This is a genomic window from Candidatus Protochlamydia phocaeensis (assembly GCF_001545115.1).
Lineage (GTDB): Bacteria > Chlamydiota > Chlamydiia > Chlamydiales > Parachlamydiaceae > Protochlamydia_A > Protochlamydia_A phocaeensis.
Genome location: NZ_FCNU01000011.1, coordinates 41935 through 56655 on the forward strand (window position 1 = coordinate 41935; position 14721 = coordinate 56655).

The following is a 14721-nucleotide window of genomic DNA, read 5'->3' on the forward strand; positions in this document are numbered from 1 at the left end:
GCTTCATCCTGGCTAAATATAGGCAAGGTTTAATCTTTGCTTAGATTAGCTTTAAGAAGGGAAATTCTTTGCGGATTTTCTCAATTGCCTGCAGCGAAAATTCGCAGCCTTGAATATCAAGCTCTTTTAAAGTCGAGCGCAAGCGAATGAATTGAAGCAAGGCGGCCTCGCCTAGGTTGGAACAATGTCTTATACTCAACTGTTCTAATTGAAAGGCGCGCAAGCCAAGCTCAATCAAGGTGTTATCCGTTAGCTCCGGGCAATAACTAAGCGTCAACGTATGCAACTGAGGGCAAGCCGAAATGAGATCCGCAATTCCCTTATCCGTTAAATAGCGGCATTCTTCCAGATTGAGCTCGATCAAATGTGGACAACTGCGGCCGATCAGCTTGAGATCATCATCCTTCACTTGGTGGCAGCGAGATAAACTGAGCGAAATGAGCTGCCTAAAGCGATTAAATTCCCCCCATGTTTGATAGTTCAAGTGAAGATTGCCGTCCAGATTGAGTTTTTTTAACCCGGGAAAGTGGCGGCTCGCTTCTTGAAGATGAAACGGGCGCACCCAGGGGCAACTGGATAAATTCAGCTCGATCAAAGATTTCGGCAAATAGCTAAATTGGTCCACATAATCAAAAGAGCCGCTTAAATCAATTCCTATCAGCTTGGGACACCGACTGACCAAATTGGCATAAAGAGGATCCTTACTAAGATTTTCAGAAAACATCAAATGAGTCAGCCAAGGAGCAAAGAGAGTGAATTGTTCTAACGTGCTTTGCTTGTAATCCAGAATTTCTATCCTTAGATCCGCATCATGTTCGATCGGCAAAAAACGCAAGCCATAGCCCTGTCGATTAAAGAAATGGCAACATTCCTCTTTCCAATCAACAAAGAACTGACGATGGGCTTCCAATAGGGTTTGTACGACATTATCTCGTGTAATATAGCGGCTTAAGATTTTTGCACAGTCTTTCACCAGTCCGGGCAGATCCCAGGCTTTTGCTTGACGCATTAAGGCGAGCAATTCGGGATATTCCTGCCGCCACAGATCTGCAATCTCCCCCTTTAAAATATAGGTTTGAATGAGGGTGAAAATAGCTAAAGAAGTCCCTGCTAATATCCATCGGTCATTTAACTCATCAAAGCAGCGCTTAAATATCTCGTAAAAAAATGAGCTGCTTGTCCCAAACAATAGGCTATTGACGATAACCCAATGGCCTTCAATTTCTAGATGGATGGTAAAAAAAAGGGCAGGCTGGAAATAAAGAAAAGGCTCTAGCAAACCATAATGCAGCTGAATTAAAGCGGCTAAGCGCTTGGCGTCATATAAAGACAAACGGCCAAGGTATAACTGCTTTGCTCCCCAGCGCATGACGGAACGAATGAAAGCCGGATGTCGGGCACACCAAGCGGCATCTTCGCAGCCATATTCAAAAAAGGCCAGCAGATCATCAAAATGGCGAGTTAAAGCAAGAAAAAGCTCTTTATCCGAGTCCCGTGCAGCATAAAATTTCAACTCGTTCGGTAAAAAATCCGGCTCTTGCATGAATAGACCTCTTTCGAAATGGCTAATAACCCGAGTTAATAGTCTAGATTCGAGATTATTTTCTCAATTGGAAAAGCACTCGTATCTAGCCGTTATCCATTTCGAAAGCGGTCTAATCAAACCTTTACATGCGCCCTAATAAAGATCGTATTCTAGTAGGCGCGAGTCGATTCCCCCATTATTGAGCACATAGCGCCTCTTAGCTGCCAATCCCACTTCCTTTGCCAACTCCAAATTACCTGTAAAGATAAAGCCTTTCGCAGGTTTTGCAGTCTTTTGCTTTAAGAAATCCCCTAAAGAACGATAAAAGGGACGCAACTGATTTTCATCTTCCAAGCGTCTGCCATGCGGAGGATTTGTTAAAATAAAGGTCGGCGGAATGGAAGGCGTATAGTCACGGAAGTCTGCTTGAGCAATGTCCACATCTTGGCTAAATCCCGCAGCTTTAAGATTAATTTTTGCTGCGCGGACGGCATTTTTGCTAATATCTATGCCAAATAGATGATTGGGAAGAAGAGCTGTTCGCTTTTCATCGATCTTGTTGCGCACTTTGAGCCACTCATCGGAGCGATAATCCGGATGATTCATAAATCCCCATTGCTGCCTTAAATAACCGGGAGGAGTCTGCGTCGCCATCAAAGCCGCTTCAATCAATAAGGTCCCCGAACCACAGCAAGGATCGAGAAAAACCTGGTCCGGCTGATAATCCGCCAAACGAAGCATGGCTGCTGCTAATGTCTCCTGAACAGGTGCTTCCACAGTTTCCTGCCGATATCCCCTTTTGTGCAGCGGAGTGCCCGATGTATCAAAGCTGAGAATGGCCAGTTGCTGCTGAATATAGAGGTTTAACTGTATGTCTGGATTTTGCAAATCCACGGATGGGCGACGGCCAACTTTTTGACGCATGACGTCGCAAATGGCATCTTTGGCAACTTGAGCTGCAAAAAGGCTATTGCGCAGCTCTCGGTGATGAACATTGGCATCGATAGCAAATGTTTGCCCGTCCTTCAAATAAGCGGGCCAATTAATTTCAAAAATATGGCGATAAAGAGAGCGGCGGTCAAAGCATTTAAAACGGGCGATCGGCAAAAGCACGCGACTGGCCAAACGAGAGGCGTAATTGATTTTATAAATAGCCGACCAATCCCACTCCTCAACAAAAACTCCCCGATAGCCTACATGTAAATGATTAAAACCCAGCTCTTTCAATTCATCCATTAAAAGGGGTTCTAAGGCTGTCGCACAGCTGACAAATAATAAAGACTTTTCCCCATTCACGCGTTATTCCCCCTTCGGGCGTATTCATAATCTATATAATTATTTCGAGACTATCTCTCAAGTAGGCGACCTGAACAATTAGGAAATCGAGAGCCTAGAAACCGCAAAATTAAAGAAAACACAGAGAAGAAAGAGAGAAAGTTGCCAAAGCTGATTGTTCTAGGCTTTTTAAGCTTTGGAACATATATCTTCTCTGTGTTCTCTTTAACTCTGCGGTTTATCTTTATTTTGCTGACTTATCCTTTATTTTCAAAGGCTTTAATGATGCATAAAAAGAATGACATCTCCGTCTTTGACGAGATAGTCCCTTCCCTCTGCACGGACTTTTCCTTGCTCGCGGGCCCCTGTGCGTCCTTTGTAGGTCATCATGTCTTCAAAAGACACGACTTCTGCCCGAATAAAACCCTTTTGAATATCAGAGTGAATTTTGCCGGCCGCTTCTGCCGCATTGGTGCCTTCCTTAATCGTCCAGGCCCGCGTTTCTATTTCGCCTGTCGTAATATAGGTCAATAGCCCCAGCATGCGGAAAGAGGCCTTGATCAGACGCTCAAGCCCTGATTGTTCCAGTCCCAGGCTTTCTAAAAAGCCTTTTCTTTCCGACAAAGGCAATTGGGCGATTTCCTCTTCTAACTTGGCGCAAATGGTAATGACCGTATTGCCTTCTGCTTCCGCATAAGCCTTGACTTGACGGACAAAGGCATTGTCCATTTCAGGCAGATCGTCTTCGGAGACATTGGCAACATAGAGAACTTTTTTAGCAGACAGGAAGGGATAAGGCTGAAGATACCCCTTTTCCTCTTCAGTCAGCTCTAAGGTTCGCATGGGTTTATTTTCATTTAAATGGGCTTGGGCGCGCTGCAGGCACTCAAGAGTTGGAACTAAGTCTTTCTTTGATTTGGCTTGTTTTTCTAAGCGGCTCAAGACATTTTCAAGCATCTGAAGATCTGCCAAGCGCAGCTCCAAATTAATGATTTCGATATCATGAACAGGATCGACTTTTCCAGCGACATGGACAATGTCGCTAGATTCAAAACAGCGGACCACATGGACAATGGCATCCGTTTCCCGAATATTGGCCAAGAATTTGTTTCCCAGCCCTTCTCCCTTCGAAGCGCCTGCAACCAACCCGGCAATATCGACAAATTGCATGCTGGCGTAAATAATTTTTTTACTGTTAGACATTTCTGATAGTTTATCCAAGCGCGCATCATAAACGTCCACAATCCCTACATTGGGATCAATTGTACAAAAAGGATAATTGGAGGCTGCTGCTTGATTTGAGGTCAAGGCATTAAAAAGAGTCGATTTACCCACATTTGGCAATCCCACAATTCCGACTGAGAGACCTGTCGCCATAATTTTTTTCCCTTATTCGAATTTTGAATTAAAAAATTACGTTAAGATTATCAAAAAGAATGAATTAGAGCAACTTGCTTGCCTATTTATTTTACAACGCCCAGAAAATAATAAGAATTTATTTTGAAAATAGCAAGGCAGGTTGGTTGATACGCTTCTTATTCTTTCAAATTGCTTATTAATTACCGGAGTTGTGAGTTTGCCCTTTTAACTGTATCAAAGCCTCGCAGATGAACAAATGACAAGCAGCTCAATTAAAAAAATTTAACCTGCTCGCTATTTGCTCATCTGCGAGAGCTTTCCCGTTAATCTAAGGGTAAAAAACTCCACACTCAGGTTAATAGTTATTATAGACAGCCATGCGCCTCAACTGCATGGAGTCTTGTTCAAGAAATCGATTGAATGCGACCGGCTTTTTCGACTGGAAGGAAAGCAGATCGGCAGCAGCAAGAACAGAAGGAAGATACTCCTTCTCTAATAAATCTTGCTGAATGAGTCCACCTCTTTGTTCCTTTTTCCGCCTACCTATTGGCAAGCATAGCGTCTGTTCCTTATGTATCAGGCGCACCACTTCTAAAGCCTTGTCTACTTGATTGCTTACAATGAGTCGTTTTACAATGAATTGCAAAGCCATGGATTTCAGCCGCTGAGGGAAAAGCCCTGTAGCGGTCTCAATCGCTTTTGATACAAGACCTTTGGTCAGCAAAGCCTTTATAATGAGAATAAAAGAAGCCCATCTGTAAAGGGAATTGCTTAAGCTGTCTGCCCCTTCCAAGGCCTTATTCCAGTCTTCTTTTATAATAAGCGCTTTGATAATAGACCGGATTTCCTCGGATTTCTGCTCCTCATTTGTCAAGCGCTTAGCGCCTTCTAATTTGAAATACAGACAGGACAAGTCAATCAAATGAATAAAGCGGACAAGTTTTTTAGAGTGGCTTGCACTTTTTCTTAATTGGATTAAATCTTGCGCTTGGATGGTTTTTAACTGAGCAATTAGAAGTTCTTCAAATTTTAAACGCGTCTGCTTCACTTGCTTGAGATGGGTAACAGTTAAAATGGAATGAGCAGATAATAGGCCTTTTAAATTTTTTTCGACAGTAGAATAAGGGCGAATATGGGGATGGGGAAGAAGAAAATGAATGAAACAATTTAAGCGCTTTGTTTCTTGAGCGCAAATAGAAGAAAGGAGGAGCTCATTCCATTTTTTGCATACGCATGCCACCCGCTGCTGGCTTAATGTATCTAACTTTTTAAAAATGATGGTCAGCATTTCATTGGGGAGAAGATCGATCAAAGCAGATGCATGTTCTTTTTTTTCAAGCGAAGGAAAAAACCCTCCTTTATTTGTACAATCAGGTAATTGCTGCATGGCATTCCCCTTGTTAAGAATAAGAACTTAAGTGTGGAGTTTTTTGCTCTTTCGACCGCGTCAAAGCTGCGGAAATGAACAAATGGCAAAAACTCCACACTCAGGTTAAGAAGACTCTATCCTTAGAGGGCGTATTAAAACCGCTAATGACCGAGATTCGATGTTATGATGGGTTTTAATACACTCTCTTATTGCTGGAAGATGGAATGATCGCTGAAAAGCTAGCAACAGTCCAATGATCGAACTGGAATGCAATCGGATTTTAAACAATTTTCACTTAATTCCCATTTAACCGATTGCGCAACTGAAGTCAATATTCCTTAAAAGAAGACTAAAGCCAGTGAAATTTTAGCCCTAGTCATTAGGGGTTTTAAGAAATCTTCTTAAAATCATTTGATAAGCTTACTTATTTCTTGGATCAAGGGTTCCCTATAAATGCTTTGTTGAATCAATTGGGCTACTTCTAGAGCTTCATCATAATGCTGGCCTCCTTTTAATTTGTTTGCAATTGCGCGCAAAACTTCTGTTTGAGCTAATACTTCAACACTGGACTTTGTTTCCCACTTTGCATACACCTCTTTAACCACTGCCACCCCTGCCTCTATGTCAATTTCCATCTGTTTGAAAAGCGTTTCTAATCCTAAGCCTTTCTGCTTGGAATGCTTAAGCGAATGGATGAACTGAACAGCGGAATCTTTTTCTTTTATTTCCCACATTTTCGTGATAAGACGCGCGATAAGAGGATCTTGCACTTTATTGTTATTGATCAAAAGAAGCGCCTTAACCGCTTCATCTAAGAAGCATTTTTGAGAAGGATGATTGGAATCAACTCTATCCAGACATTTAAAAATTAAATTTTTGAGAAGGCCTTCTTTTTGTTCAGGATTTCGCTGAACTAAGGTAAATACCCTGTTAAATAATCTCTTTTCCACTAATAAATCCATAATGGGCGCTATCTCGGATTCCTTAATGGAAGAAGCAGAAGAAAGGAAAACAGAAAAGGGTTCTACCATAATAGCATGTACAACTTCCATACCTTTTGCAAGTCGCTCCCTGTGAAGAAAAGCAAGCGAAAGCTCTTTCAATTTCTGCAATTTCTGTCTGGAAGCCCCTAATTGTCTTGTTTGCTCTAATTCGACATACAAGTCTGCCAACTCAATGAAATGAATATAGACTGGGTGATCGAGATTCTTAAAGACTTCTTTTAATTTTAGAACCCCTTCCGCCTCTATTTTTGCCACATTATTCAAAAGCTGGTCTTCTTGATTCAAATAATTTTTATGAATTTCTCTTAAATTCTTAGATTCTATAATTAAACGACTGTCTATCAACCCATGCAAACACTGATTTAAACTCGGAGAAGAAGGGAAATGACCAAGCAGTGGCAAAACTAATTTTTGTATCCTTTGCTCCCTCTCTTCACGAATTGTTCCGACTGTCAAATTATTCCATTTTTTACAAACACAAACGACCATTTGCAGAGCAGAGGCATCTAATCGCTTAAAAATATAAGACCATAGCTCATCAGGTAAAGGAGAAGGACAGCATTCCTTAGTTAATTCTTCTACAATCCCAGGATCCTCTCCAAGAGAACAGGGGGAATAAATTTCTAAAGTAACTTGCATAAAACCTTCTTATAATAATTTAAAATTAGTTAATTTTTTATAAAATTAACAATATAAACAAACAATTAAAAACATTCAATATTCTTCTTTTTTATTACCCTGTCAGATTAAAATAAAAATTTACACTTTTATTTTCTATCTATATTGACATTACTTAAAATAAGAGTTATACTATTATAAGAAGGAAACATCTATTTGCCATATTCTCGGAGGAATTATGGGCGAAAAAACCGAGAAGGCCACCCCGAAAAAGCTAAAGGACGCCAAAAAGAAAGGGCAGGTAGCAAAATCTCAGGATTTGCCAGCTGCGTTTACTTTTATTGCTTCCGTCGCAATTGTATTGGGGCTTGCAACAAGTCTATATCATCAAATGGCTGACTTTCTAGTGGCAACATTCCATGCTGTGAAAAATCCAGATCTCAACACGGTGATTTTAAATTTATTTTACAAAGCTAATGAAGTGATTTTTTTAGCCAGTATCCCGACAATGGGACTGGTAGCGCTAGTGGGTGTAGCAATTACCTTTGTAACAGTTGGCCCTGTTTTTGCACCAGAGGTATTCAAATTTGACATTAAGAAATTTAATCCTATTGATAATTTAAAGGCCAAGTTCAAATTAAAAACTTTAGTGGAACTGTTAAAGTCTATTATTAAAATTTCGATAGCTTCTTATTTAATTTATACAGTGATGTATAAAAGTATTCCGGTTCTGATTCAAACTGTTTCGATGCCGATTTCGGGAGCTTTAATTGTTTTCCATGCCTTTTTGGTCGAAGTGATTGTCAAAGTCGGTTTATTTTTTATTGTGATTGCCGTAGCGGACTTCGTCTATCAAAAGAGAACGTTTGCTAACGAGATGAAAATGGAAAAGTTCGAAGTTAAGCAAGAGTTTAAGAATAGTGAAGGTGACCCGCATATCAAGAGTAAGCGTCGCCAAATTGCCCAGGAAATCGCTTATCAAGAAGGACCAACAGGAGGCGTCAAACGGGCTCAAGCTGTTGTAACCAACCCAACCCACTTGGCTATTGCCATTGGATATGAAAGGCATTTGGATGCTGCGCCTTATATTTTAGCGATGGGAAAGGATATTTTAGCTGAGCGCATTATCATGATAGCTGAAAAAAATGATATTCCTGTCCTGCGCAATATCCCTCTTGCCCATAAATTATGGGAAGATGGGGAAGTTTATGAATATGTTCCGGAAGAGACTTATGAAGCTTTAGCAGAAATTATGCGTTGGGTTGCAGCTCTCAAAGAGGGATCGGAATTACCTGAGCTAAGCTCATATTAAACGTTTAAGTGGAGAATAATTTACATGGATGTCATTCGCAAAATACTTGATGGTATCACGGCCAGGCTTGGAGGTGATCGCTCATTGGAGGCGATTTCTCGTTCCAGCGATATTGCATTAGCTGTGATCATTATCGGTATCTTAGTCATGATCATTTTGCCGGTCAATCCGCATATTATCGACTATTTGATAGCCATTAACTTAACGGCTTCCATAGCCCTTTTGATGGTTGCGCTTTATATTCCTAGTGCCGTTCACTTGTCTATATTCCCCTCTTTGCTTTTGATTACCACGCTTTATCGCTTGGGATTAAATATTGCTTCCACCCGCCAGATTTTATTGCACGCTAATGCAGGTGAGATCATTTTCCAGTTCGGTAACTTTGTCGTCGGCGGTAACTTTGTCGTCGGCGGTGTTATTTTCTTGATCATTACCTTAGTCCAGTTCTTGGTTATCACCAAGGGTGCGGAAAGGGTCGCCGAAGTTGCCGCCCGTTTTACCTTGGACGCGATGCCTGGTAAGCAGATGAGTATCGATGCTGACATGCGCGCGGGAATTTTAGACTCCAACCAAGCGAGGGAAAAGCGCTTGGCCATTCAAAAGGAAAGCCAGCTCTACGGTGCGATGGACGGTGCCATGAAGTTCGTCAAGGGAGATGCGATCGCCGGTATTGTCATTACCATGATTAACATTGTTGGTGGATTAATTATCGGGACGGCTATGAATGGAATGGATGCTGCGGACGCTGCCAAGACTTATTCCCTTCTCTCCATTGGTGATGGGTTGATTTCTCAGATCCCTGCTCTTCTTATCTCTATCACGGCTGGTATTGTTACGACACGCGTATCGAGTGAAAAAGCAGAGAACCTAGGTAGTGAAATCTCCGGCCAGATTTTAAAACAACCTAAAGCGTTGATGATTACAGCTGCCTTTTTGATGGGTATGAGCTTGGTTCCCGGATTTCCCATGCCCCCCTTCTTAATCGCCGCCGCCGCCTTGGGCTTAATTGGTTATGCACTCTGGAGCAATGAGCAAAAGGCGGCTACCGGAGGTGTCGTCGGAGGTGGTAGTGGAGGAGGAACCATTCAATCGGCTGCAGCAGGCGGTGAATCCGCGGTTGACACATCGGTGCGAGGACATAAGGTTGTTTCCGGCGGCGGCGTAGACAGTTATGCGTTGACGCTTCCTGTCGTCTTAGAGGTGGGCCGAGGATTATCCATAGAAATTCAAAAAGCGAATAAGGGATCCAGCTTTATTGATCAAATGATCCCTAAAATGAGGCAAGCTCTCTATGCCGATTTGGGCGTACGCTTTCCGGGCGTACATGTACGCACAGATTCTCCCATCTTGGATAAGGATGAATACTCCATTCACTTGAACGAAGTCCCCATCGTTCGCGGAAAAATATTGGAAAACTATTTGCTGACCAATGAATCAGAAGAAAACCTCAAACGCTATAATCTTCCTTTTGTCTCCTATAAAAACTCGCTTGGCTTGCCTTCTTTGTGGGTAGAAGCGAAGAATAAAGAGCTATTGGACAAAGCAGGCATTAAATATTGGGGTTCGCTCGAGGTCATGATTTTGCACTTGTCTTACTTCTTCCGCCACTATGCGAACGAATTCGTTGGGATCCAAGAAGTCAAGTCCATGTTGGAATTTGTTGAGAAGTCTTTCCCCGATCTCGTCAAAGAAGTCACGCGTCTCATCCCGCTTCAAAAAATGACGGATATTTTTAAAAGGCTTATTCAAGAGCAAATTTCCATTAAAGATTTACGTACCATTCTAGAGGCCTTAGGTGAATGGGCGCAGACAGAAAAGGATACGGTCTTATTAACAGAATACGTCCGTTCTTCCCTCAAGCGCTTTATTAGTTATAAGTACTCGCAAGGACAATCTGTCTTATCTGTTTATATCTTAGACCCTGAAATTGAAGACATGGTGCGCGGTGCCATTAAACAAACCTCTGCAGGTTCATATCTTGCTTTAGACCCAGACTCTGTTCAATTGATCTTACAAGGCGTTCGAAATACCGTTTCTCCACCACCTCCAGGCGGGCAACCCCCTGTGATTTTGACAGCTATCGACGTCCGACGCTTCGTTCGCAAGCTCATCGAAATGGAATTTACTGATATTTCTGTTGTTTCATACCAAGAAATTGTTCCTGAAATTCGAATACAACCATTAGGACGTATTCAGATCTCTTAATTAAATGACATGACCTCTCAAGGGAGGAGATATCATGGTAGACATCAGTAGTAATATTCAGCATACCGCTTTCGTAGAAAGCCTAAAGGAGACATTAGAAGACGCGGCCATTGATGAACAAACGCTGGATGCCAACGCAGCAGAAGCGGCTCAAGAAAAATTGGCCATGGAGGAACAGGAAAATGCCTCGACGGGCATGATGGCGCCTACTAAGCGCATGCAGGCTCCTCCTCGGTCTGAGAAAATAGAAAAAGCGAAGGAAGTGCAGGAATCCGTTTTAGTCCGCAAAGATGAAGCGGATCAATTTGCCGGAGACTTTTCTAGACGCCAGGGCAACCGCGAATACCATTTAGAAATGGCCCTTTTAAGCATCCTTGCTCAGGATTTAGGGGTTAATCTTACTGCCAAGATGTCATCAGATGACATCATCAAGCACGTCTATGATCGCTTGGCAAGTGTTGATCCTAAAACGCAAAAAATTGCTCATCCAGACTCCTCTCAAGTCGACAAAGCCTTTGAATTTTTGCTTGAAGTGACAAGTAAAAAGCTCGAAAAAGCCCAAGGATCAGAAAAAGAACGTCTTCAGACATTAGTCGATCACATCAAAGTAGCAAAACAATTGCACTTCGAGCGTAATGAAACAGCTATTCGATCAGCTCAACAGATTATCGAAGTGGCAAGCGGAGTTATTGATGGGTCAGGATTGACGCCTAAAGAAACGCTTGATCGCATGCGCGATATCCTTAATAACCCCCAAGATGTTCAAGCAAAACGCAAATTCTATGAAGCGAACGGCGGATATAGCAAGCTCATTGAGGATGCTAAGGGATTTTACCATTTGATCGGAGAAAACCTCAAACGTGTTAAAATTAATATAGAAGGACAAAAGGCGTCTAACATGCCCGTTCTTGAAAATGCCGAATTAACACGCTTAAACGATGAAACAAAGACTTTGCAAGCCGCGACACGTGTTCCCCTAGCAGCTAAAAATCATGTCCGTGTAATCGAAAGATTTTTATCTAAACTTGGATTTATTCAGTTGTTCTAAAAAAAGCTGATATCTTATGCATAAGGAGCCAAAAGCTCATAATTTTTTAGAACCTTTACGCGCATTCTTCTAAGGTCATCTATTAGAAAGCCGAAAGAGAGACGTGATCAATGAAACGGGATGTATTTAGAGCCCATATTAACTACGAAACGATTGCAAAATTGTTTTTTGATATAACCGAAGAACGCTATCCAGCGGCAGAAAAAATTATCCAGCTCGTCTCCCGAATAGTGGATCCTATTAGTTCTGATCGCTTGGAAAATTTGAACGTGAAAATTTCCTTGCTTAATGTCATCCGCGACATGATCAAAGAAGTTTCCCCTACTCGTATTTATCGTTCTTTTCAGCATAGAGACGACCTTTATTTAGCAGTCATCGAAGCTCTGGAAGATTTAGAAGATGAGCTAGAAGAACTGGAAGAACAAGAAATGGAAGAAGAAGAGGCCGAAGCGGAAGGTTAAAAGGAGTGACGTATGGTTAGCAGTCAATTTGAGGCCATGCTAAAAGATTTTGAACCTTATTTTAAATGTCGGCTCGAATCCGGAGTCAATGATTCTTGTCTAGTTAAAATGGGTATTGGAATTACGATCCAATTAGAATTAAATCGCTATGGCCTTATTTTAATAGGCTGTAGAATAGGAGAGATACAAGGACGATTTCGGGACAATGCCATTAAAGAAGCCCTTAAGGCTAATGAGTTTTATCCTCCCTCAACCGGTACTTTCGGCTTTAGCCACAAATCCAATGCTCTTTACTTGCATACAGTCTTAGATCCTTACCGGCTGGATGCAGATAAAATAGCCAATACCCTCAATCCCTTTATTGCCAAGGCAAAAATGTGGGCAGACGCCCTGCAAAAAGGCGACATTCCAGTCGTCGGTGAAGAAGCGATTCCCCAATCTTCTTCTTTTCCTCCTTTTGGATTTAGGCGTTGATTTTATTTCCGTTCTTTTTTCCTTATCTCAAGCAATCTGTTTTCAAAAAAAACACTATCCAAATTTTATCTTTTTTCTCTAATGTGAGTAAATTAAAGGGAAAACCGCTAATGATCTAAATTCGAGTTCTTTTCCCAAGAGAAAATAATCTCAAGTATAGGTTGTTATGGGTTTTAATGCAGTCTCTAAGAGTCTGGGCTAAAACTCATCATAGTCGTTTAATCCCCTTCTATAAACTTCAAACTTTTGCAAAAGAATGACATATTTGATAAGTGAATATAGCATGATAGATCCAGCCTTTCTCTCTCATTCTCCCGCTGCTAAACAATGGCATCGTATAGGTGTCAAGCACCACCATGGGTTAGTGCTGCCTTTATTCAGCCTCCATTCCTCTCATTCCTATGGCATTGGGGAATTTCCCGATTTAATTCCCATGATTGAATGGTGCCACTCCCTTGGATTCGATGTCATTCAACTTTTGCCTATCAATGATACGGGATTAGGAACAAGTCCTTATAGCGCATTATCTGCCTTCGCCCTCAATCCCATTTATTTAGGGCTTAGCCATCTACCTTATTTAGAAGGACATCCCTTATTGCAAGACGAGTTAAAAGCCCTTCCCAAACTTTCGCGCTCTCCGCACGTCGAATACAACCACGTGAGGGAAAATAAGGAACGCTTTTTAAAACATTATTTTCAGCAGGTGGGAAAACAGATCCTAGGAAGCGAAGAATATGCACACTTTATTCAGAAGGCTTCTTGGTTGAAGGGATTTGCAGTCTATAAAACGCTTAAGTCCCATTATCAATGGGCCAATTGGGAAAGCTGGCCGACTGAATTTCAAAACCCCACTCCGGAACTTATTGATCGCCTCGCCGCCGAACATCAAGAAGACGTAGAGTGGCATTGTCTTTTGCAATTCTTATGCGACCGCCAACTGCATAGGGTCAAGGAATATGCCAATCATCATCGCGTCTTTCTAATGGGAGACATTCCCATTTTAATTGACCGCGATAGCGCCGATGTCTGGCTTCACCGTTCCATTTTTGATTTGAATTATTCTGCAGGCTCTCCTCCCGATATGTTCAGTAAGGATGGCCAAAACTGGGGTTTCCCCATTTATAATTGGGAACAAATTAATCAAGAAGGCTTTCGATGGTGGATAGACCGTTTGCAATGGGCAAGCCGCTATTACCATATCTACCGCTTGGATCATATCGTCGGATTCTTCCGCATTTGGGCTATTCCCAGAGGATTGACCGGCAAAGATGGATATTTCATCCCAAGAGATCCGGCCACATGGATCGATCATGGACAACGCATCCTACTGACCATGATGCGAGAATGCGATATGCTTCCGATCGGAGAAGATTTAGGAGTTGTTCCTCTCGAAGTCAGGGCGTGCCTAAGCGCTTTGGGAATTTGCGGAACCCGCGTCATGCGCTGGGAGCGCATGTGGAGAGAGGATAGCCGCTTTATTCCCACTCAGAGCTACTCTCCGGACGCCATGACAACGGTCTCGACGCATGACTCGGAACCTCTGCAGCTATGGTGGCAAAATAATGAGGAGGAAGCGCAATCTTACGCTCATTTCAAAGGATGGACCTATCAGCCTATCCTTAGCCGTGATCACCATCGTGAAATCTTATGGGACAGCCATCATTCAAGCAGTCTTTTCCATATCAACCTTTTGCAGGAATATTTGGCCCTCATTCCGGGGCTGACTTGGCCAAGCTTAGAGGATGAACGCATCAATGTTCCCGGCATTTTATCTGATCAAAATTGGAGCTATCGCTTTAAGCCTACTATAGAAGAGCTCATAGACAATCAGACTTTAAAGCATACGATGCAAAGCTTAATTATCTAACATTTCAACTAACAAAAAATAGGCGCATGCCCTTTTCCTTAAAATCCAATCGCATTGATTTCTTGATCGGATTTTAATTATGAATTGAGCGCATTTAAACAACTGAATTTTAGCGATGTTTACTTCAGATTTCAGCATTTCATCCGAAGGAAATAGGGAATGCACTCTTTTCAAGGATAAATCTCTTGAAAGATGAGCTAAAGA

11 protein-coding genes are annotated in these 14721 nt (G+C 42.0%); 6 read left to right on the top strand and 5 right to left on the bottom strand.

Features of this window, described 5'->3' with window-relative positions; genetic code table 11:
• Positions 1-40: 40 nt before the first annotated feature.
• The 5 genes from BN3769_RS03945 to BN3769_RS03965 form a co-directional block, all read right to left on the bottom strand.
• Positions 41-1543, bottom strand: coding sequence for a hypothetical protein (locus BN3769_RS03945; protein ID WP_068467803.1), 1503 nt, complete (start codon positions 1541-1543; stop codon positions 41-43).
• Positions 1544-1678: 135 nt separating this feature from the next.
• Positions 1679-2821, bottom strand: coding sequence for a THUMP domain-containing class I SAM-dependent RNA methyltransferase (locus tag BN3769_RS03950; RefSeq protein ID WP_195155545.1), 1143 nt, complete (start codon positions 2819-2821; stop codon positions 1679-1681).
• A gap of 258 nt (positions 2822-3079) precedes the next feature.
• A complete protein-coding gene (gene ychF / locus BN3769_RS03955; RefSeq protein ID WP_068467805.1) occupies positions 3080-4177 on the bottom strand; it encodes a redox-regulated ATPase YchF in 1098 nt (365 codons plus the stop codon).
• A gap of 337 nt (positions 4178-4514) precedes the next feature.
• Entirely contained in the window at positions 4515-5546 is a 1032-nt protein-coding gene (locus tag BN3769_RS03960) for an F-box protein (protein ID WP_068467807.1), read from the bottom strand.
• Between the two features lie 389 nt (positions 5547-5935).
• On the bottom strand, positions 5936-7171 hold the full coding sequence (locus BN3769_RS03965; RefSeq protein WP_068467809.1) for an F-box-like domain-containing protein: 1236 nt from the start codon (positions 7169-7171) through the stop codon (positions 5936-5938).
• A gap of 217 nt (positions 7172-7388) precedes the next feature.
• On the opposite strand from BN3769_RS03965, the gene sctU reads away from it, so the two are divergent.
• From sctU to BN3769_RS03995, 6 genes are all read left to right on the top strand, one after another.
• The gene (gene sctU / locus BN3769_RS03970) at positions 7389-8462 is read left to right on the top strand and encodes a type III secretion system export apparatus subunit SctU (RefSeq protein ID WP_068467811.1); all 1074 of its coding nucleotides are present in this window, start codon (positions 7389-7391) and stop codon (positions 8460-8462) included.
• 33 nt (positions 8463-8495) lie between these two features.
• Complete coding sequence (gene sctV / locus BN3769_RS03975; protein WP_068468339.1) at positions 8496-10667, top strand: type III secretion system export apparatus subunit SctV; 2172 nt, start codon at positions 8496-8498, stop codon at positions 10665-10667.
• A 34-nt stretch (positions 10668-10701) separates the two neighbouring features.
• Positions 10702-11715, top strand: a complete 1014-nt coding sequence (locus BN3769_RS03980) for a hypothetical protein (protein ID WP_068467813.1) — start codon at positions 10702-10704, stop codon at positions 11713-11715.
• Between the two features lie 110 nt (positions 11716-11825).
• Positions 11826-12176 (top strand): hypothetical protein, encoded by a 351-nt coding sequence (locus BN3769_RS03985; RefSeq protein WP_068467816.1) that lies wholly within the window; start codon positions 11826-11828, stop codon positions 12174-12176.
• Between the two features lie 12 nt (positions 12177-12188).
• Positions 12189-12650, top strand: coding sequence for a CesT family type III secretion system chaperone (locus BN3769_RS03990; RefSeq protein WP_068467818.1), 462 nt, complete (start codon positions 12189-12191; stop codon positions 12648-12650).
• A 283-nt stretch (positions 12651-12933) separates the two neighbouring features.
• On the top strand, positions 12934-14517 hold the full coding sequence (locus BN3769_RS03995) for a 4-alpha-glucanotransferase (protein ID WP_079989399.1): 1584 nt from the start codon (positions 12934-12936) through the stop codon (positions 14515-14517).
• The last annotated feature ends 204 nt before the right edge of the window (positions 14518-14721 follow it).